Annotated in this window: 20 protein-coding genes and 1 pseudogene; 9 read left to right on the top strand and 12 right to left on the bottom strand. The window is 51.1% G+C overall.

What is annotated here, in order from left to right; all coding sequences use genetic code 11:
* Positions 1-79 precede the first annotated feature (79 nt).
* The 5 genes from OH663_RS08085 to OH663_RS08065 all read right to left on the bottom strand — a co-directional run bounded on the left by OH663_RS08085 (position 80) and on the right by OH663_RS08065 (position 5,452).
* Positions 80-646 carry an NADPH-dependent FMN reductase gene (locus tag OH663_RS08085; RefSeq protein WP_045448979.1) on the bottom strand — a complete coding sequence of 189 codons (567 nt, stop codon included), beginning with the start codon at positions 644-646 and terminating at the stop codon, positions 80-82.
* Between the two features lie 30 nt (positions 647-676).
* Positions 677-1,426: a 4'-phosphopantetheinyl transferase family protein gene (locus OH663_RS08080; RefSeq protein ID WP_045448977.1), complete on the bottom strand. Its 750-nt coding sequence runs from the start codon at positions 1,424-1,426 to the stop codon at positions 677-679.
* A 167-nt stretch (positions 1,427-1,593) separates the two neighbouring features.
* A complete protein-coding gene (yidZ, locus tag OH663_RS08075) occupies positions 1,594-2,553 on the bottom strand; it encodes an HTH-type transcriptional regulator YidZ (RefSeq protein WP_045448976.1) in 960 nt (319 codons plus the stop codon).
* Positions 2,522-3,703, bottom strand: a complete 1,182-nt coding sequence (locus tag OH663_RS08070; protein ID WP_045448974.1) for an MFS transporter — start codon at positions 3,701-3,703, stop codon at positions 2,522-2,524. The genes yidZ and OH663_RS08070 overlap by 32 nt, the downstream gene beginning before the upstream one ends.
* Positions 3,704-3,814: 111 nt before the next feature.
* Positions 3,815-5,452 (bottom strand): hypothetical protein, encoded by a 1,638-nt coding sequence (locus tag OH663_RS08065; protein ID WP_200011121.1) that lies wholly within the window; start codon positions 5,450-5,452, stop codon positions 3,815-3,817.
* A 348-nt stretch (positions 5,453-5,800) separates the two neighbouring features.
* Between OH663_RS08065 and OH663_RS08060 the strand changes: the two genes are divergently transcribed.
* Both OH663_RS08060 and OH663_RS08055 read left to right on the top strand, forming a co-directional pair.
* Positions 5,801-6,124 (top strand): hypothetical protein, encoded by a 324-nt coding sequence (locus OH663_RS08060; RefSeq protein ID WP_052369298.1) that lies wholly within the window; start codon positions 5,801-5,803, stop codon positions 6,122-6,124.
* Between the two features lie 23 nt (positions 6,125-6,147).
* The gene (locus OH663_RS08055; RefSeq protein ID WP_045448970.1) at positions 6,148-6,414 is read left to right on the top strand and encodes a hypothetical protein; all 267 of its coding nucleotides are present in this window, start codon (positions 6,148-6,150) and stop codon (positions 6,412-6,414) included.
* Positions 6,415-6,524: 110 nt separating this feature from the next.
* Here the strand turns inward: OH663_RS08055 and mnmE are convergent, their stop codons facing one another.
* The 6 genes from mnmE to OH663_RS26070 form a co-directional block, all read right to left on the bottom strand.
* A complete protein-coding gene (gene mnmE / locus OH663_RS08050; RefSeq protein WP_200011124.1) occupies positions 6,525-7,889 on the bottom strand; it encodes a tRNA uridine-5-carboxymethylaminomethyl(34) synthesis GTPase MnmE in 1,365 nt (454 codons plus the stop codon).
* Positions 7,890-7,961: 72 nt separating this feature from the next.
* Positions 7,962-9,608, bottom strand: a complete 1,647-nt coding sequence (gene yidC, locus OH663_RS08045; protein ID WP_045448966.1) for a membrane protein insertase YidC — start codon at positions 9,606-9,608, stop codon at positions 7,962-7,964.
* Positions 9,609-9,610: 2 nt separating this feature from the next.
* Complete coding sequence (yidD, locus tag OH663_RS08040; protein WP_003023846.1) at positions 9,611-9,868, bottom strand: membrane protein insertion efficiency factor YidD; 258 nt, start codon at positions 9,866-9,868, stop codon at positions 9,611-9,613.
* Complete coding sequence (rnpA, locus tag OH663_RS08035; RefSeq protein ID WP_045448963.1) at positions 9,832-10,191, bottom strand: ribonuclease P protein component; 360 nt, start codon at positions 10,189-10,191, stop codon at positions 9,832-9,834. The genes yidD and rnpA overlap by 37 nt, the downstream gene beginning before the upstream one ends.
* A gap of 17 nt (positions 10,192-10,208) precedes the next feature.
* On the bottom strand, positions 10,209-10,349 hold the full coding sequence (gene rpmH, locus OH663_RS08030) for a 50S ribosomal protein L34 (RefSeq protein ID WP_003023858.1): 141 nt from the start codon (positions 10,347-10,349) through the stop codon (positions 10,209-10,211).
* A gap of 228 nt (positions 10,350-10,577) precedes the next feature.
* Positions 10,578-10,658 carry a hypothetical protein gene (locus OH663_RS26070; RefSeq protein WP_442854990.1) on the bottom strand — a complete coding sequence of 27 codons (81 nt, stop codon included), beginning with the start codon at positions 10,656-10,658 and terminating at the stop codon, positions 10,578-10,580.
* Positions 10,659-10,955: 297 nt separating this feature from the next.
* On the opposite strand from OH663_RS26070, the gene dnaA reads away from it, so the two are divergent.
* The 6 genes and pseudogenes from dnaA to OH663_RS08000 all read left to right on the top strand — a co-directional run.
* Positions 10,956-12,359 (top strand): chromosomal replication initiator protein DnaA, encoded by a 1,404-nt coding sequence (dnaA, locus tag OH663_RS08025; RefSeq protein WP_045448960.1) that lies wholly within the window; start codon positions 10,956-10,958, stop codon positions 12,357-12,359.
* A 4-nt stretch (positions 12,360-12,363) separates the two neighbouring features.
* Positions 12,364-13,464, top strand: a complete 1,101-nt coding sequence (gene dnaN, locus OH663_RS08020) for a DNA polymerase III subunit beta (protein ID WP_045448958.1) — start codon at positions 12,364-12,366, stop codon at positions 13,462-13,464.
* A gap of 145 nt (positions 13,465-13,609) precedes the next feature.
* Complete coding sequence (recF, locus tag OH663_RS08015) at positions 13,610-14,683, top strand: DNA replication/repair protein RecF (protein ID WP_045448956.1); 1,074 nt, start codon at positions 13,610-13,612, stop codon at positions 14,681-14,683.
* A 28-nt stretch (positions 14,684-14,711) separates the two neighbouring features.
* On the top strand, positions 14,712-17,126 hold the full coding sequence (gene gyrB / locus OH663_RS08010; RefSeq protein ID WP_045448955.1) for a DNA topoisomerase (ATP-hydrolyzing) subunit B: 2,415 nt from the start codon (positions 14,712-14,714) through the stop codon (positions 17,124-17,126).
* A 160-nt stretch (positions 17,127-17,286) separates the two neighbouring features.
* The gene (yidA, locus tag OH663_RS08005) at positions 17,287-18,099 is read left to right on the top strand and encodes a sugar-phosphatase (RefSeq protein WP_045448953.1); all 813 of its coding nucleotides are present in this window, start codon (positions 17,287-17,289) and stop codon (positions 18,097-18,099) included.
* 21 nt (positions 18,100-18,120) lie between these two features.
* Positions 18,121-18,207: pseudogene (locus OH663_RS08000) on the top strand (hypothetical protein); the annotation flags it as partial.
* Here OH663_RS08000 and cbrA read toward each other — a convergent pair.
* Positions 18,204-19,310: a colicin M resistance lipid reductase CbrA gene (gene cbrA / locus OH663_RS07995; RefSeq protein WP_200011127.1), complete on the bottom strand. Its 1,107-nt coding sequence runs from the start codon at positions 19,308-19,310 to the stop codon at positions 18,204-18,206. The pseudogene OH663_RS08000 and the gene cbrA overlap by 4 nt on opposite strands.
* Positions 19,311-19,409: 99 nt before the next feature.
* Here cbrA and OH663_RS07990 point away from each other — a divergent pair, with 99 nt between their 5' ends.
* Complete coding sequence (locus tag OH663_RS07990) at positions 19,410-20,636, top strand: YidR family protein (protein ID WP_045448949.1); 1,227 nt, start codon at positions 19,410-19,412, stop codon at positions 20,634-20,636.
* The last annotated feature ends 1 nt before the right edge of the window (position 20,637 follow it).

Here is a 20,637-nt window from a genome sequence, read left to right as displayed (position 1 = left end):
ACAGGAAATAAGATAATCCAGAAAGATTAGGCTCTTTCTGGATTATTTACAATCATCTGCGAATATTATGCGAACTCTTTTATGCTTTAACTCTCTGAATATATTCGCTAAAAGCAGTCAGCTGGCCGGTGAGATGATCCAACGTACTTTGATCAACCACTTCTCCGGTTTGTGGATCAACTTTGTTCTGAATGACGCCACCCATAAATTCCGGCTTGTTCATAACCATGGCGTCGAGAAATACCAGAATCTGGCGCAGATGGTACTGACAGCGTGCACCGCCGATGCCGCCCATTGAACTGGTCTGAATCAGAACCGGTTTCCCCGCCAGAGGTTGATCGGGCAGGCGAGACAGCCAGTCGATGGCATTTTTCAGTCCGCCCGGAACAGAATAGTTATATTCCGGCGTAACAATAACCACGCCATCGGCTTTCCTGATTTGTTCTGCCAGTGCTTCTACGCTTGCTGGAAAACCCTCTTCTTGCTGCAGATCGGCGTCATACAGAGGAAAATCACCGATAGAGGGTAATGCGTTGATTTCCATCCCCGCAGGAGCAATTTTTGGCAGCGTACGGGCAACCATTCCATTAAATGAACCTTTGCGCAGGCTCCCCAGTAACGTAACAACATTCAATGTTTCAGACATGGTTACTCCTGTTTCATCATGAAGGTTAAATCAGTTAAGCGTATAGCTCTTTGCTGCGGATAATTGTGAAAACCGGATCAGGCGACCCGTCGGCTCATTAGCGCGAGTCTGGATATCAGGCAAACATTTCCAATCCTGTTTACCATCAAACTCCCAAACCTTGAGTTTTTCAATGGCTGGCGTGACCGCGACTGACCATACCAATACATCTTCCGCATCGCAGATGGCTTCGATCTGCGCAGCATGGGCACATTTCAGACGTCCGGCACCGGGTAATAGCTGGAGCTCACGCGGGTCGTCATTGCACACATCACCGGTGAGTTTGAGTACGCTCTGGCGCAGAGTAATAAGTTGTGCGCGTGCTTCATTCGGATCGCTTTGGTTGTTGATCCACAGGTTTTCGTTACTGGAGAAATGGTAGGTTTCGGTTGAATGTGGATTATTAAACCCTCTGTTCGTCCGCTGAAGCTCCATATCCAGACCACATGCACCTTCTGTTGTCAGTGCGACACCAACCATATTTCCGGCATAAGAAATTGAAAAGCCAGGCAGATTTTTATCGCGAAAGACGGGCTTACCTTTGGCTTCAATAACAATGTCGGGCAGTGTGCTTGTGCCGTAAAGCATAAACATCAGTTCGGCGAGCAGGCTTCTGGAGGCCAGAAAGCGTGTCCGGCGGTGAGTCGGTAAATTGCTTGCTTCGATGTGGCATGGAGAAGGGAGACGAACTGAAACAAGGTGTCCCTCCGTAAGAATCCCTCTGGCAAAATGTGTCGCCATTTTTCGCTCCGTGATTAATGGTCCGTGATTATTACCAGAGTAACATTTACACGGCTTATAGGCAGGCTTTGCAGCCCAAAAAGTAGACGGAAACGAAATACATTACGCGACATTTACATTTCTGTAGCCAGCGTGGTTAATTTTGCAACAACATCGGGGGCGGATCGTCAGGTCATATCGCGATAAAGAGCCTTGATCGTCTCTTTTAACCAGACGATCTTAGGGTTGTGGCTGTTGCGTTTATGCCAAAGGAGGGTGAACGGTACGCGCATCTTCTCAAGCTGCGCAGCATCAAAAGGCATCGGACGCGCCACAAGCGGCAGCTGGTGAAGTTGGTTATAGCGCTTACAGTAGACTGGGGCCGTAGCTATCAACGCGTGATCCGGTTGCGCGGCCATAAACAGTGACTGCTCAAAACCAGGCAGACACAATGCGATATTTCGTTCGCGTCCCATCTCCTGGAGCACATCGTCCAGCGCCCAGGTATCGCTCTGCTCCCAGCTAATGCTGATATGGGGATAGCGCAGAAAAGTTTCCAGATTCCACTCTTCCCGCAATGCCGGATGATCCTCGCGCAACCAGACGCACGGGAGATCGGAAAACAACACCTCATAATCGATCGACAAAGGAAGCAGGCTGAGTAGTTCGCGCGATCGCGGGTGGCTTTCGCGGCCGGTAAAACCGATATCTACCTCGCCACGAATAATCGCGTCCAGCGAATCGTAGTCCCAGTTGCGCACTTTGATCGTGGCCTGTGGATAACGCTGATAGATCTGCTGTGAGAGCGTGTTGAACATGATCATCACCAGCGGTGTTTCGGCCACCAGATCAAACTTCAATCCGCGCGGCGATTCGTGGTTTGGCTTATCAAGCAGTTGGTTACTCATCTGCATCCACTCCGCCAGGTTTTGCTCCATGCTGACCATCAGCGGCGTTGGCGTCAGCCCCAGTGGGGTGTTTACAAACAACGGATCGTCAAACCAGGCTCTCAGTTTCGACAACGATTTACTGACCGCCGAGGGCGTGACGCTCATCCGCTTAGCGGTTTTGGTAACGCTGCGCTCCTGCATCAGGAGCTGCAGACAGAGCAGTAAATTAAGATCGAGACTGCTGAGGGATTTCTTCATGAGTTGGCGCGGACCGGTCTGGAGCAACAGTGATAATCAGCATGATACTTACTATGCTACAACCAATCAGAATCCCGATCAGCATATTCAGCGCATCGAGGCCGAGGATAGCGGCCAGCCAAATCCACACTGATGAACCACAAACCTGGGCAATGCCTAATGTCGAGCTGGCCACGCCTGCACGCAGCGAGAATGGCCCCAGCGCCTGGCTCATGGCGACACCGAAGCCCACCGAGAATCCCGCACAGATTAAAGTCAGCCCAAACAGAGTGAGCGCATGCGTATTGGCGAGCGTTAACACGATGCCTGCAGCGAGAAAGAGCCCTTGCGAGGTTAGCATCAGAGTTCGAGGTTTAAACAGGCTCAGGGCGAACGGTGTGGAGAACGATACTGCCATACTGATACCCGCAGTCATTGCCATCGTGGTGGCGTATTCACCACGGTCGAAGCCCATTACTTCCATCAGTAGCACCGGAGAAGTATTCACAAAGGTCAGGATCACAGATACGCTGAGGGTGGTAATAGCCAGTCGGCTGAGGAAAAAGCGGTTCACTAGCGACTCTGCGATTTGGTTGGTTTCCGCAGATGTTGAATGCGTTGCCGGGCGCGATTCCCGCAGGATAAACACTGAGAGCAGACAAACGACTACGCCCATGCCCATCATCGTATAGAACAGGCTCTGCCAGGGGTATTTGAGCATGATCAGGTGCCCCATCACCGGAGCCAGAACTGGCACGATACAGGTGATACCGTTCAACAATGACAGCACCTTCGCCCGACGGCGATCGTCCAGCGTATCGCGCAGTATCGCAAACGCCACTACATAGCAGCAGCCCGCACCAACGCCCTGAATGAAACGCCCTACCAGGAATGGCGTGCCACTTTCGGCAAAGGAGCACAGGGCAGAGGCGAAAATGAATATCAGGGCACCGACTATAGCCACTGGTTTTCGCCCTGACTGGTCCGCTACCTTACCCGCGAATAACATTGCTGTCGCCATCCCGGCAAGATAAACGGAGAATGCGATGTGCAGTTGCGCCTCGCTGGCATTCAGATCGGCGGCAATTCGCGGTAATCCCACCAGATACATATCAATTCCGGCTGGATAGAGTAAAACAAGGGCAAAGCTGCAGATTAGAAAGCGTGTCATAGCGACCTCATGAGGAATGTGGCGCTAAGAATACGGGGAGAGAGTCAGTAGTGCGAGTTGCCATTTGGACAACAGTGATTTCCTGATAGGAAAACACTGTTGTCGATTCAATTACAATTCACTCTTCTCGGTATTATTGGCGTAATCGCATTTTGCCCAAAGGGGTTTAATGGCATGCGTCGCACCGTTGAAGGGAAATTCTGCGTTTTTATTTTGTTGAGCGTGCAATAGCATATCGATCTCCGCATTGATGATAGCTTTCGCTTTGGAGTGATATCGCTGTAGTGAAACCTGGCTTAATTTATCGGGTAATTTCAGAAAGCTGTAACTTTTGACTTTATCGTAAACACCGTCTTTGACCTTCATTTTGCTGCCGGAGGGGACGCCAATTTTGAGATCATAGCTCTTTAGTCCTGCAATCCGCTCGGCAACGGTGATTTTTTCCGTTCGCTTGATATTTTTGCTGATCAGCAGCACTGTATTTCGTTGATGCCAGGCCTCAAACATTTGCACATTACCCACGTTTTCTTCATACGAACGTCTATTTGATTTAGGAAACAGAAAACTATTGGAGTTGTGGATTTTTTGTTCATTCTCAGTGAGGGAGGCCACGCTATCTTTTTTCTGTAATTCTTGCTCTGCAGCTGGGCGATAGATATGCAGCAGCCGATCGGCAAGCGTGAGCACCGCATCATAAAGGGTGTGTGTTTGAATGAGTTCCAATAGGTTATTGCGATCTATGGTTATTTGGCAAAATTCGCTATCCCAACTGATAGATTCGTGTTCTTTTTTTTCTTCGTTTTTTTGGGTTCTATCAGGTGAGATTGTTGTAAATTTCCAGCGATAGGGCGTTGATTGAGGTGTCTTCAGATAACGCAGGATGTCAAAAAGCCAGTGGTGAATATCAGTAGCATAAACGCCGATATAAACGTTCAGGATACGCTGAGCATCGTGCTCTGACCCTTGAGTGAGCACGCTGTCAATTAGTTGTTCGCAACCTTGTTTTTCAAGATCTTCCTTGATGGCTTTAAAATCATGACTTTCACGTATTCCTCTGATGGCGAATCCGCTGAAGGTATCCGCGAATGGTGTCAGCCATTGGGGGAGTGCACTGTGTTTTTGCCGATAATCCGCGATGAGATGGAACACTGTCTCGGATAAAATATCTAATCTATTGATAGAAAAATACTTATCTAATTTTTCTAATAGCAGGTCGCCATGTGAATGTGCTATTGAAAGATCCTGATGGCAGTAGCCTTTCCGTTTTTCTACGGGAATAGCTGGGCAACCTGTTTGACTGCTAGTTAAAATGGCAAACAGATCGTCGCGAATAAATTCCTCATGAAGGGACATCAGATGTTGGTAGCGCCCTCGGCGTTGTTCAGGCGGATGATTCATCTCCCCCCAAGTTTTCAGGCTTACGTTACCTTTATCGAACCCTTCATACAGTGTTCTCATAAACGCGAGAGTGTTCAGAAGAGGATCCTCTTTTTCTTCTTCAGCACCCACGGCATAGTTATCTGATTTATAAATCTCACTGATTTTAGCGCTTTGATCTTGCAGCGCAGTGATGACGCGATGTTGTTCTTCAAACCAATGGCGGCATTCGGGAAGCGTATAAAGGTGGCGAGCTTTAAAAATAAGAAGGAGTATTTGCTCGCTTATCGCATCGTATATATCCGGGAACGGGTGGCGTTCGCCAGAGAGAAAAGTGCGGAAAACCTGTTTTTGATGATCGGAAAGGGCCATTGATTCTCCATTTTTTGTGATTTCTATCACAAAATCAACCTGCGAAATTTTATAAATGTCATGCCGGGAAATGAAAGAACCCGGTAAGCTCAATCATGATATTTTCCGGAACTGATTGAAAAGTCTTCTATGTCTTTTGTATGCATCAAAATATCAAATAAAATCCACTTCAAAAAATATTAATTGAAGATTAAATATCAAGTAGATTTTAGTCATGATTTATTTTCATAATATTTTATTTTTTTTATCAATTTATGTATTTTTTTTAATATTTTGATTTATTTAATGTGTTGAATATCATTGATTTCAACGAGGCATGTGCCTGTTACTTTGATAAAGGTGATAAGTATGTTTAGCGATCTCTTTGATTATATTAGTGAAAATCCTTTCAAATCTCTTGCTGTCGTAGCGGCAACTCTCGCGACAGGCGGGGCGGCGGCGGCCATGGCCCCGGCTATTGGCGCAGCGGTCAGTGCTGCGGGATTGGGCGTGGCCGGGGGGACCTTAAGCGGTGCCGCAGCCTCTTCAGCGGGGCTCGCTGCGTTGGGAGGAGGGAGCTTGGCTTCTGGTGGACTAGGTATGGCTGGAGGGAAGGCTGTTGTAACAACTGTGGGGGCTGTGATTGGCGGCAGTACATCCGGCAGTATTGCCAAATCTTCATCAACTTATTAACACATTATTTGGAGGCATTAATTATGGGTATTGTTGCGGCAGGTTTACGTGAGTGGAACTATCAAAAAATCAACCGATTAACTCACGCTGGCTTTAGCGACGGCACTATCGCCAGTGCAATTAATGATGACTTGAATGAGCGCAATGTTGAATTGCCGTCACCGTTAACTGCAGTAGATGTTGAGTCATACAAAAAATTATCGTTTCTGGCAGGTGAGCGCTCGTTAATTTCTGAGCATAAAATTCGTGCTCTCACTGACGAGTGTGAACCCGACGCCATGGAATGCTGATAATTTGGATCGACGGAGAACCCGGTAAGCATGGGTTCTCCACCTTCTTGCGCCTAGCTTTCAATTTCTCGACAAAAGCACTCTCTCAAATTAAAAGCCAAAATTAGCGCTTACTTACCAATACAGAAACTGGAGAAAATCCTGCCCAGCAGATCGTCGGAAGTAAACTCTCCGGTTATCTCACTGAGGTTTTGTTGCGCCAGTCGCAGTTCTTCCGCCAGCAACTCTCCAGCCCACGCACCCAGCAACTGAGCTTTCCCTTGCTGGAGATGTTCTGCCGCTTCAGCCAGGGCTTGCAGATGACGACGACGCGCCAGGAAGCCGCCTTCCATATTAGTTTCAAAACCCATGCTCTGCTTGAGATGGTTGCGCAGTACGTCCACGCCTTCGCCGGTACGCGCAGAGAGGCGAACCAGTGAGTGGCCATTTACTTCGCTAAGACCCAGTGTTTCGCCAGTGATATCCGCTTTGTTACGCACGATTGTAATCGGTAGCTTCGCAGGCAGACGTGCAATAAAGTCAGGCCATATTTCTGCTGGATTTACTGCGTTCGTGGTGGTGCCATCAACCATAAACAGCACGCGGTCGGCTTGTTCTATCTCCTGCCAGGCGCGCTCGATACCAATACGCTCAACTTCATCGTTTGCATCGCGCAGACCGGCGGTATCGATGATATGCAGCGGCATACCGTCGATATGAATGTGCTCGCGCAGTACGTCGCGGGTGGTTCCGGCAATATCGGTCACGATCGCTGCTTCACGCCCCGCCAGTGCGTTCAACAGGCTTGATTTGCCTGCGTTAGGACGTCCGGCAATGACTACTTTCATCCCTTCACGCAACAGGCTGCCCTGACGCGCTTCGGCACGAACAGCATCAAGATCACTGATGACGCTATTGAGCTGCGCTTCAATTTTGCCGTCGGAAAGAAAGTCTATTTCCTCGTCCGGGAAATCAATCGCTGCTTCCACATAGATGCGCAGGTGAGTGAGTGCTTCCACAAGGTGGTTCACGCGGGCAGAAAATGCACCTTGCAACGAGTTTAGCGCCGAGCGTGCAGCTTGTTCCGAGCTGGCATCAATCAGGTCGGCAATAGCCTCTGCCTGAGCTAAATCGAGCTTATCGTTAAGAAATGCACGTTCAGAGAACTCGCCGGGTCTGGCAATGCGCAGGCCTGGAATCGTCAGAATGCGTTTTAACAGCAGATCGAGAATGACCGGTCCGCCGTGACCCTGAAGCTCTAAAACATCTTCACCAGTAAAGGAGTTCGGTCCGGGAAACCACAGGGCAATCCCCTGATCCAGCGCACTGCCATCTGCGTCTTTAAATGGCAGATAGTCTGCATAACGCGGTTTTGGCAGTTTGCCCAGCACGGTTTCGGCGACTTCGCGCGCTTTAAGGCCGGAGATACGCAGAATACCCACACCACCACGTCCCGGTGGGGTTGCCTGAGCGACGATGGTGTCGTTATGGCTCATGATATGTCTCGCTGAATACAAATAAAAAAGGCGGTCATCTGACCGCCCTTATTTTAGCGTTAACTCACCGAATCAGGAGTTTTTCTTCTCGCGGCTATGCAGGCCACGCTTCTCCAGACCACGGTAAATCAACTGCTGCTGAATAATGGTTACCAGGTTGCTGACGATATAGTACAGCACCAGACCTGACGGGAACCACAGGAAGAACACGGTGAAGATGACCGGCATAAAGGTCATGATCTTCTGCTGCATCGGGTCGGTCACAGTGGTCGGCGACATCTTCTGAATGAAGAACATCGTCACGCCCATCAGGATCGGCAGGATGTAGTACGGGTCCTGTGCAGACAGGTCATGGATCCACAGAGCGAACGGCGCATGACGCAGTTCAATGGAGCCCATCAGCATGTAGTACAACGCCAGGAAGATTGGCATCTGGATGATCAGAGGGAAACAGCCACCCAGTGGGTTAACCTTCTCAGCTTTGTACAGTGCCATCATTTCCTGGCTCTGACGCTGTTTGTCATCGCCCAGACGCTCACGCATTGCCTGAATCTTCGGCTGCAGCATACGCATCTTCGCCATGGAGGTGTACTGCGCTTTGGTCAGCGGGTACATGATGCCACGAACGATAAAGGTGATAACGATGATGGAGAAGCCCCAGTTACCCAGGAAGCTGTGGATGAACTTCAGCAGTTTGAACAGAGGTTGGGAGATGAACCACAGCCAGCCGTAATCCACGGTCAGATCCAGGTGCGGAGCAACTGCCGCCATTTTATCCTGAATTTCCGGACCAACCCACAGGGTGCTGGTCATCGCACCAGTCTGGCCAGGCTGTACCAGTACCGGCTGAGATTTATAGCCGATAGCGGCAATGCCGTTACCCAGATTAGCGGTGTAGAAGTTATTGGTGCCGTCGTTACGCGGAACCCATGCCGTTGCAAAATACTGTTGCAGCATTGCTACCCAGCCGTCTTTAGCATTGACGTTCAGGTTTTCGTTTTCAGCAATGGTGTCGAACTTGTATTTTTCATACTTCTCATCAGGCGTGGAGTACGCTGCGCCACGGAAGGTGTGCAGCGCAAAGTTGCTGCTACCAGTGTCACGATGAGATGGCAGATTGATGGATTGCTTCAGCTGACCAAAGGTGGAGACTTCCAGCGGTTTCTCGCTGGCGTTCTGCACGCTGTAGTTAACGTTGACAGCATATTCACCACGCTTGAGGACAAACGTTTTAGTGAATGTGTTGCCCGCTGCGTCAGTATAGGTCATCGGGATCTGCAGTTCGTTCTGACCATCAGCCAGTACAAAGGCGTCTTTTTCGACGTTGTACAGCGGACGCGGGCCGTTAGCCGGGTTATCCGGGCCATCGCGACCTGTCAGGCCACTTTGCGCCTGATAGATGAACTGTGGCGTGGTTTCCAGTAACTGGAACGGCTCGGTAGAACCGAGTTCTTTCGGGTAAGCTGGCAGCGAGGCCTGTTCCACATCACCACCACGGGTGTTGATGGTCAGATCAAGCACGTCAGTCTTAACCGTAATCAGTTTCCCCTGGCCACTGGCCGGTACGCCCTGGTCGGCGGCGCTACCCGCTGCGGTGGTCGTTGTCTGCGTGGTCTGTTGAGCTTGAGGTTGAGGATTTTTATCCTGCTCCCAGGCTTGCCAGATCATGAAAGACACGAACAGCAAAGCGATGACTAAAAGATTGCGTTGCGAATCCATCGTTAGTGTTCTCTGGTATCAAATGGTCCGGGCGGGACGGGATCGTCACCACCAGGGTGTAAAGGGTGGCATTTTAATACGCGTTTCACCGTCAACCAACTGCCTTTTATCACTCCAAACCTGCGCAATGCCTCAATTCCGTAGCTCGAACAGGTTGGAGTGAAACGGCAATGCGGCCCAAGCAGCGGACTGATAAGGCGTTGATAGACCCGAATGAGGGCTATCAGGACCCGCGAGCCAGGCGACAATGGCGACGCCATAATTTTTCCAACGCTTCCGAGAGAGCACGGTTATCGAGGTCAGCAACCCCTTTTTTAGCCACCACCACGAAATCCATCGCTGGAAGTTCGTGCTGACGAAGACGAAAACTTTCACGCGTCAGACGTTTAATCCGATTGCGTTCATGTGCGCGTCGAACGTTTTTCTTGGCGACTGTAAGACCGATACGGGGATGCCCCAGCGAATTCAGGCGGCCGAGGATGGTGATTTGCGGCGTGCCAGCCCGTTGTGGCTGCTGGAAGACGAATGTGAAATGAGTGGGAGTTAACAAACGTAACTCCCTGGGAAATGCGAGCTTAACCACTCAGGGGCTAGCTTTTATTACTTAGAAACGGTCAGACGAGAACGGCCTTTAGCACGACGACGTGCCAGAACCTGACGACCATTTTTATTAGCCATACGAGCACGGAAGCCGTGAGAACGGTTGCGCTTCAGTACAGACGGTTGAAAAGTGCGTTTCATGGCGATTTCTACCTAAACTTGAATAAATTCACTGACTTTTGCGTATACCCGAACGAATATCGAACGACTTACGCCACAGTGTGGGTGATTAAAGAGGCCGGATTGTAATAATTGTACACTCCGGAGTCAATTCTCTTTCCTTATTTCCCGCTTTTTTCCGCATGGTTTCGCGTAAAAAACAGGCAGCGTTGACGCCGTGAGGCGACCGTTACTCGCTGGGGGTAAGAATTATACGGGCTGGCGGATAAAGCGCAAGGATCGCCCGGGATCTTTATTAGATCGTTTAAGCAAAAAAGCCGCTTTGCTCATTAATTTTTTCAATATGCGCGCGAAAACCTGCAGCACTTCTCCAGGATCGTTTACACTTAGCCGATTCTGGATCATCCTGTGGATAAATCGGGAAGAATCTGTGAGAAACAGAAGATCTCTCGCGCAGTTTAGGCTATGATCCGCGGTCCTGATCGTTTCATTGGATCCTGATCGGGCATATAACCGCAGACAGCGGTTCGTGCGTCACCCTCTTGCAGGGTCTTTTCGACGTGCGCCAACAATCATGAATGTTTCAGCCTTTGTCATTTATCGACTTTTGTTCGAGTGGAGTCCGCCGTGTCACTTTCGCTTTGGCAGCAGTGTCTTGCCCGATTGCAGGATGAGTTACCAGCCACAGAATTCAGTATGTGGATACGCCCGTTGCAGGCGGAACTGAGCGATAACACGCTGGCTTTGTATGCGCCAAACCGTTTTGTGCTCGATTGGGTAAGGGATAAATACCTTAACAACATCAATGGATTACTGAATAGCTTCTGTGGTGCGGATGCCCCGCAGCTGCGTTTTGAAGTCGGTACAAAACCCGTCACGCAAACGCTGAAGACGCCGGTTAATAACGTTGTGGCGCCTGCGTATGTCGCGCAACAAGTACAGCCGCAACGTGCCGCACCGGCGGCGCGCCCGGGCTGGGATAACGTCCCCGCTCCGGCAGAACACACCTATCGCTCTAACGTTAACGTCAAACATACGTTTGATAACTTCGTTGAAGGTAAATCTAACCAACTGGCGCGCGCGGCGGCACGTCAGGTGGCGGACAATCCTGGCGGTGCCTACAATCCTCTATTCCTGTATGGCGGTACTGGCCTGGGTAAAACCCACCTGTTGCATGCCGTCGGTAACGGGATCATGGCACGCAAGCCGAATGCGAAAGTGGTGTATATGCACTCCGAGCGTTTTGTCCAGGACATGGTTAAGGCCCTGCAAAACAATGCGATCGAAGAGTTTAAACGCTACTACCGTTCTGTTGATGCGTTGCTGATTGACGATATTCAATTCTTTGCCAACAAAGAACGATCTCAGGAAGAGTTTTTCCACACCTTCAATGCCCTACTGGAAGGTAATCAGCAGATCATCCTGACATCGGATCGCTATCCGAAAGAGATCAACGGTGTTGAAGATCGTCTGAAATCCCGCTTCGGCTGGGGACTGACTGTCGCGATCGAACCGCCAGAGCTGGAAACGCGCGTGGCGATCCTGATGAAGAAAGCGGACGAAAACGACATTCGTCTGCCGGGCGAGGTGGCGTTCTTTATTGCCAAGCGTCTACGCTCTAACGTGCGTGAACTGGAAGGCGCACTGAACCGAGTGATTGCCAACGCCAACTTTACCGGCCGGGCGATCACTATCGACTTTGTGCGTGAAGCGCTGCGCGATCTGCTGGCATTGCAGGAAAAACTGGTCACCATCGACAATATCCAAAAGACGGTGGCGGAGTACTACAAAATCAAAATTGCGGATCTGCTTTCTAAGCGTCGATCTCGCTCGGTAGCTCGCCCGCGTCAGATGGCGATGGCGCTGGCAAAAGAACTCACCAACCACAGTCTGCCGGAAATTGGCGACGCGTTTGGTGGGCGTGACCATACTACCGTGCTTCATGCCTGCCGCAAGATTGAGCAGTTGCGTGAAGAAAGCCATGATATTAAAGAAGATTTCTCCAATTTAATCAGAACATTATCTTCGTGACGCTATGAAATTTACCGTTGAACGTGAACATTTATTAAAACCGCTTCAGCAGGTCAGCGGCCCGCTGGGTGGTCGTCCTACACTGCCGATTCTCGGAAATCTGTTGCTACAGGTTGCGGATGGTACGCTTTCTCTGACCGGTACCGATCTTGAAATGGAAATGGTGGCACGCGTTGCGCTGATTCAGCCTCATGAACCAGGTGCGACTACCGTTCCGGCACGTAAATTTTTCGACATTTGTCGTGGGCTGCCGGAAGGGGCTGAAATCGCCGTTCAACTGGAAGGCGACCGCATGCTGGTGCGTTCTGGCCGCAGCCGTTTCTCACTTTCCACGCTACCTGCCGCCGACTTTCCGAATCTGGATGACTGGCAGAGCGAAGTTGAATTCACCCTACCGCAGGCCACAATGAAGCGCCTGATTGAGGCCACGCAGTTTTCAATGGCTCATCAGGACGTGCGCTATTACTTAAACGGCATGCTGTTTGAAACCGAAGGTGAAGAGTTGCGTACCGTGGCGACCGATGGTCACCGTCTGGCAGTCTGCTCTATGCCGGTTGGACAATCTCTGCCCAACCATTCGGTGATTGTGCCGCGTAAAGGTGTTATTGAGCTGATGCGTATGCTTGACGGCGGCGACAACCCGCTGCGAGTGCAAATTGGCAGCAACAACATCCGAGCACACGTCGGTGACTTTATTTTCACTTCCAAGCTGGTTGACGGTCGTTTCCCGGATTATCGCCGCGTGCTACCGAAGAACCCGGACAAACACCTGGAAGCAGGCTGCGATATTCTCAAGCAGGCATTTGCCCGTGCGGCGATCCTCTCTAATGAGAAGTTCCGCGGCGTGCGTCTGTACGTCAGTGAGAATCAGCTCAAAATCACGGCGAACAACCCGGAACAGGAAGAAGCAGAAGAGATCCTCGACGTCACCTACCCAGGAACTGAAATGGAAATCGGCTTCAATGTTAGCTACGTGCTGGATGTACTGAACGCACTGAAGTGCGAAAACGTCCGTATTATGCTGACTGATTCTGTTTCCAGCGTGCAGATTGAAGATGCCGCATCACAGTCGGCTGCCTATGTTGTTATGCCAATGAGACTGTAGTGGAAAATAGCGGGCTATCTTACTTGCCATTTTCAACCTGGGCTGTGCTCGCCCCTGTCACGTACTTCGTGTACGCTCCAGGGGCTGTGCGCAGGCCGCGTTGAAGCTGGCTGCGCCGATCGCCCTGGCCTGAAGAAACCCTGATATGTCACTAACGCGCCTTCTCATTAAAGATTTCCGCAATATTGAAAGCGCGGATCTTGCTTTATCTCCTGGCTTTAACTTCCTGGTAGGAGCTAACGGCAGCGGCAAAACCAGCGTGCTGGAAGCTATCTATACGCTGGGCCACGGTCGGGCGTTTCGCAGTTTGCAGATTGGTCGTGTCATTCGTCACGAGCAGGAGTCGTTTGTATTACACGGGCGTTTGCAGGGTACGGAGCGTGAAACGTCGATTGGCCTGACAAAAGATAAGTTGGGTGACAGCAAAGTGCGCATTGACGGCACCGACGGTCATAAGGTTGCAGAACTGGCACACCTGATGCCAATGCAGCTGATTACGCCTGAGGGGTTTACTTTACTCAACGGCGGCCCCAAATACAGGAGAGCATTCCTTGACTGGGGGTGCTTTCACAATGAAGCCGGATTTTTCACCGCCTGGAGCAACCTTAAGCGTCTGCTCAAGCAGCGCAATGCGGCGCTGCGCCAGGTGAGTCGTTATGAGCAACTACGTCCGTGGGATAAAGAACTGATCCCGCTGGCGGAACAAATCAGTACCTGGCGCGCGGAGTACAGCGCCGGTATCGCGCAGGATATGGCGGATACCTGCCAGCAGTTTCTTCCCGAGTTCTCTCTCTCTTTCTCTTTCCAGCGTGGCTGGGAGAAAGAGACTGATTACGCAGAGGTGCTGGAACGCAGTTTTGAACGTGATCGCATGTTGACTTACACCGCGCACGGTCCGCATAAAGCGGATTTCCGTATACGCGCTGACGGTGCGCCGGTGGAAGATACGTTGTCTCGTGGACAGTTAAAGCTGCTGATGTGCGCCTTGCGTCTGGCGCAAGGGGAGTTCCTGACCCGTGAAAGCGGACGGCGCTGCCTGTACCTGATAGATGATTTTGCCTCTGAACTGGATGATGCGCGTCGCGGACTGCTTGCCAGTCGCTTAAAAGCCACGCAATCTCAGGTCTTTGTCAGCGCAATTAGCGCTGAACACGTTCTGGACATGTCGGACAAAAATTCGAAGATGTTCACCGTGGAAAAGGGTAAAATAACGGATTAACCCAAGATAAAATGAGCGAGAAACGTTGATGTCGAATTCTTATGACTCCTCCAGTATCAAAGTCCTGAAAGGACTGGATGCGGTGCGTAAGCGCCCGGGTATGTATATCGGCGACACGGATGACGGCACCGGTCTGCACCACATGGTATTCGAGGTGGTAGATAACGCTATCGACGAAGCGCTCGCGGGTCACTGTAAAGATATCGTCGTGACGATTCACGCTGACAACTCCGTGTCCGTTACCGATGATGGCCGTGGTATCCCAACCGGGATTCACCCTGAAGAGGGCGTTTCGGCGGCAGAAGTTATCATGACCGTTCTGCACGCAGGCGGTAAATTCGATGATAACTCTTATAAAGTGTCCGGCGGTCTGCACGGCGTAGGTGTTTCCGTGGTTAACGCCCTGTCGCAGAAACTGGAGCTGGTGATTCGTCGTGAAGGCAAAGTGCATCAGCAAACTTACGTGCACGGCGTGCCGCAAGCGCCGCTGGCGGTAACCGGTGAGACCGAAGCTACGGGTACCCAGGTACGTTTCTGGCCAAGCCATGAAACTTTCACCAATGTCGTTGAATTTGAATACGATATTCTGGCGAAACGCCTGCGCGAGCTGTCATTCCTGAACTCCGGCGTATCCATCCGCCTGCGTGATAAGCGCGACGGCAAAGAAGACCATTTCCACTACGAAGGCGGCATTAAGGCGTTTGTTGAATACCTCAACAAAAATAAAACGCCGATCCACCCGAATATCTTCTACTTCTCTACTGAAAAAGACGGTATCGGCGTTGAAGTTGCGCTGCAGTGGAATGATGGTTTCCAGGAAAACATCTACTGCTTCACCAACAACATTCCGCAGCGTGATGGCGGTACTCACCTTGCAGGCTTCCGTGCGGCGATGACCCGTACTCTGAACGCCTACATGGACAAAGAAGGCTACAGCAAAAAAGCGAAAGTCAGTGCCACTGGTGACGATGCCCGTGAAGGTTTGATTGCCGTTGTTTCCGTAAAAGTGCCGGATCCGAAATTCTCTTCGCAGACCAAAGACAAGCTGGTCTCCTCCGAGGTTAAATCAGCGGTAGAACAGCAGATGAACGAACTGCTGAGCGAATACCTGCTGGAAAATCCGTCGGACGCGAAAATCGTCGTTGGCAAAATCATCGACGCTGCGCGCGCGCGCGAAGCTGCACGTCGTGCTCGTGAAATGACTCGCCGTAAAGGCGCGCTGGACTTAGCGGGTCTGCCGGGCAAACTGGCAGACTGTCAGGAGCGTGACCCGGCCCACTCTGAACTGTACCTGGTGGAAGGGGACTCCGCGGGCGGCTCTGCGAAGCAGGGGCGTAACCGTAAGAACCAGGCGATTCTGCCGCTGAAAGGTAAAATCCTCAACGTTGAGAAGGCACGCTTCGACAAGATGCTCTCTTCTCAGGAAGTGGCGACGCTGATTACTGCGCTCGGTTGCGGCATCGGTCGCGACGAGTACAACCCGGATAAACTGCGCTACCACAGCATTATCATCATGACCGATGCGGACGTCGACGGCTCGCACATCCGTACGCTGCTGTTGACCTTCTTCTATCGTCAGATGCCGGAAATCGTAGAGCGTGGCCACGTCTACATTGCCCAGCCGCCGCTGTACAAAGTGAAGAAAGGGAAGCAGGAACAGTACATCAAAGATGATGAAGCGATGGATCAATACCAGATCTCTATCGCCCTTGATGGTGCTACGTTGCATACAAATGCCCACGCTCCGGCGCTGGCAGGTGAAGCACTGGAAAAACTGGTCTCTGAGTACAATGCTACGCAGAAAATGATTGGTCGCATGGAGCGTCGCTATCCTCGCTCATTGCTGAAGGAACTGGTGTACCAACCGACGCTGGCTGAAGCCGATCTGGCTGATGAAGCTAAAGTAACGGCCTGGGTTTCTCAGCTGGTTAACGTGCTGAATGAAAATGAAATGCACGGTAGCACCTGGAATAGCATCGTGCGTAAGGACGCTGAACTGAACCTGTTCGAACCGGTGATCCGCGTACGTACTCACGGTGTTGATACCGATTACCCGCTGGAGCATGAGTTTGTGACTGGTGGTGAATACCGTCGTCTTTGCACGTTGGGTGAGAAACTGCGCGGCCTGATCGAAGACGATGCGTTTATCGAACGTGGTGAGCGTCGTCAGCCTGTTGCCAGCTTCGAGCAGGCACTGGATTGGCTGGTGAAAGAGTCCCGTCGTGGTTTGTCTATTCAGCGTTATAAAGGTCTGGGTGAAATGAACCCGGAACAGCTGTGGGAAACCACCATGGATCCGGAAAGCCGCCGCATGCTGCGCGTGACGGTGAAAGACGCGATTGCTGCTGACCAGTTGTTCACTACGTTGATGGGTGACGCCGTTGAACCGCGTCGTGCGTTTATCGAAGAGAACGCCCTGAAAGCGGCGAACATCGATATCTAATCGTTATCCTGGATGAATCTACCCGGTTGTGTTGTGCAACCGGGTATTTTTTTGCCCACAAAAGGGGAATCCTGGTTCCTCTTCCTATCCCTTTTTCGTTGCTGTTTTTTGAGCGGAATCGCGTTAGCATGAGGATGGACTCATTTAATCCGGGGAACTCATGGCTATCAAACTTATTGCTATCGATATGGATGGCACACTTCTGCTGCCCGATCACACCATTTCACCTGCGGTCAAAACGGCGATTGCCGCTGCGCGCGCGCGTGGTATAAACGTGGTGCTGACCACGGGTCGCCCGTATGCCGGCGTCCATAGCTACCTGAAAGAACTTCACATGGAACAACCCGGTGACTACTGCATTACCTACAACGGTGCGCTGGTGCAGAAAGCGGGGGATGGCAGTACCGTTGCACAAACGGCGCTGAGCTATGATGATTATCGTTACCTGGAACAGCTGTCTCGTGAAGTGGGTTCACACTTCCACGCACTCGATCGCAACACGCTTTATACGGCTAACCGCGATATTAGTTACTACACGGTGCATGAATCTTTTGTCGCGACCATTCCGCTGGTGTTCTGCGAAGCAGAGAAGATGGATCCGGCAACCCAGTTCCTGAAAGTGATGATGATTGACGAGCCAGAGATCCTCGATAAAGCGATAGCGCGTATTCCGGCTGAAGTGAAAGAGAAGTATACCGTGCTGAAAAGTGCGCCGTACTTCCTCGAAATTCTGGATAAACGTGTCAATAAAGGCACCGGTGTAAAATCACTGGCGGATGCGCTGGGAATCAAAGCCGAAGAGGTCATGGCGATAGGCGATCAGGAAAATGACATCGCGATGCTCGAGTACGCAGGTATGGGTGTTGCAATGGACAACGCCATTCCGTCTGTGAAAGAGATTGCCAACTTCGTGACGAAATCCAACCTTGAAGACGGCGTGGCGTATGCCATTGAGAAGTTTGCGCTGAAATAAGTCAGCCACTTTTATTTACAGCCCGCGCTGGTCTATATCTCCGTTGTTGCCCTGATTGGCGCGATGTCATACATCCTGCTGGTTGGTGATGTGAAACGCGTAGGTTAATGCTCTTCAATCAGCCCGCCGGGTGTCACGGTGGGCTGCTCTTCCTGACCTGACGGGATATGTGCAACGCCGCTTTGCATTATCCATTTACGTGCTTGTGCTGATGTTAATGCCCGACTCTTAAGGATCTTGCCATACAGCTTGATACGCAGTTTGCGGGTGGCTTTGCGGTAAGCGTTATTGATATCTGGCGCTCCCTGCAGGAGTACGCATTTCAGGATCTCCGCGCTGTCCAGCGCATAGCTAATTCCCTCCAGCGAGCTGGCGCTGATAAATCCGGCAGCTTCACCAATCAGAAATGCGTTTTTCTCACCGCAAACAAAGTCCGACCAGCGTGATGGGAACAGCACCGTGCATTTCTCGCTTTTTACCGGTTTACCGAACTGAAAATGGAACGTCTCCATCTTTGTTTTCAGCGCTTCAAAGCGTGCCTGGCCATCCTTCATTGGGTATGCGCCACCGAAGATAAAAAATCCGTCTTTGCTGATACTCCAGGAATAACAGTCCGTAGCATCGTTATCAAAAATACACGAGTAAAACGGTACGGGATGTTGTTCAGCAAACCACTGCTGAATGGCGACATATTTACGGATTTGATGTTGTGGGTAGAGATGCCGGCGCACCAGTGAATTCGCTCCGTCGGCACCGACCAGATAACGGGCTGTAATCTGCTGTTCCCAACCGTCTGCGCGGAATATCACATGCCATTTACCGTCCTCGTGCCAGATTTTTCGACACAGGCTGTCGTGGTAAATTCTCACATCATCAGGAATAAGAGATTTCAGCCATAAATCAAAAGCATGTCGGTTAATGTTGATGTAGCTACGCTGGTAATTGCGCGTTAGTGATGCCGCTGTATCGATCGTTTTAACACTAAAAATCTGCGGGTTGGCGATGACATCAACGGGTAGCGTAATTCCGTCGCGGATAAACGATCTCTGGGCATCAGGAGCAAGCAAACCACCGCAAGGTTTGGTAAATCCTTCATTTCCACACTGGCGTTTTTTATCCAGTGCAATCACACGCATTTTTCCGCTCAACTGTCGCGCCAGCGTTGCACCTGCCGGGCCTAAGCCGATAATCGCTACGTCAAAATGTTCCATCTTTCTGTCCGCAATAATTAAGATAGCGATACGCTAAAGCCTGAAAGTGAAGTCCTTGTGAAGTATGATTGCTTAAATCGTCTTGTATCAGGGCTCTTCATGAAGCAAATCACCTTTACGCCGCGTAATCATCAGCTTACCAATATCAACACCTGGACCCCGGACAGCCAGTGGCTGGTTTTTGATGTTCGTCCTTCCGGCGCATCGTTTACCGGTGAGACGATTGAACGCGTTAATATTCATACCGGCGAGCTTGAGGTGGTTTATCGCGCTACGCAGGGGGCGCATGTCGGCGTAGTGACCGTTCATCCAAAATCGGAAAAATATGTTTTTATTCATGGACCTGAGAATCCAGATGAACACTGGCGTTACGATTTCCATCATCGCCGTGGCGTGATTGCTGGACCGCGTGGGGTGGTTAATCTGGATGCTATGGATATTACCTCGCCGTACACGCCAGGAGCGTTGCGCGGCGGTAGTCATGTCCATGTCTTCAGCCCGAACGGAGAGTTTGTCAGCTTCACCTACAACGACCATGTATTGCATGAACGCGATCCGGCGCTGGATTTACGTAACGTCGGGGTGGCTGCACCTTATGGGCCGGTGAACGTGTCCGCACAGCACCCGCGTGAGTACAGCGGTAGCTACTGGTGCGTACTGGTGAGCCAGACTACGCCTGCGCCACGGCCGGGCAGCGATGAGATAAACCGCGCCTACGAAGAAGGTTGGGTGGGAAATCATACGCTGGCGTTTATTGGTGACACGTTGTCTGTAAATGGCGAGAAAGTTCCGGAGCTGTTCATCGTTGATACACCGAGGAATGAAGGCGGCTGGAAACAGCCAGGTTATGCGCCTCTGGAAGGGACTGAATCGACAATGCCAGCACCGCCATCTGGTGTGGCTCAGCGTCGCCTGACGTTTACACATAACCGCGCCTTTCCTGGGCTGGTGAATCAGCCCCGCCATTGGGTGCGCAGTAATCCAAAGGCGTCTGAAATTGCGTTTCTGATGCGTGATGATAGCGGTGTTGTGCAGCTGTGGCTGATCTCACCACAGGGCGGTGTACCTCGTCAGCTTACGCGATGTACTACGGATATTCAGTCAGCGTTCAACTGGCATCCGTCGGGAAAATGGCTGGGATTTGTGCTGGAAAACCGAATTGTCTGCTGTGATGCGCAGACCGGAAAAATTGATTATTTAACCGAGCGTCACGGTAATCCACCTTCCGCAGATGCGATCGTGTTCTCACCTGATGGTCAACAGGTCGCGTGGATGGAGGATGTCGAGGGTTTCCGTCAGCTATGGGTGGCGGAAACCGGGCGGTAAC

Source organism: Citrobacter sp. Marseille-Q5395 (assembly GCF_947057495.1).
In the GTDB taxonomy this organism is placed as follows: Bacteria; Pseudomonadota; Gammaproteobacteria; order Enterobacterales; family Enterobacteriaceae; genus Citrobacter; species Citrobacter murliniae.
The sequence above is the reverse complement of the archived record's forward strand: the minus strand, read 5'-3'. Positions and strand labels throughout refer to the sequence as shown.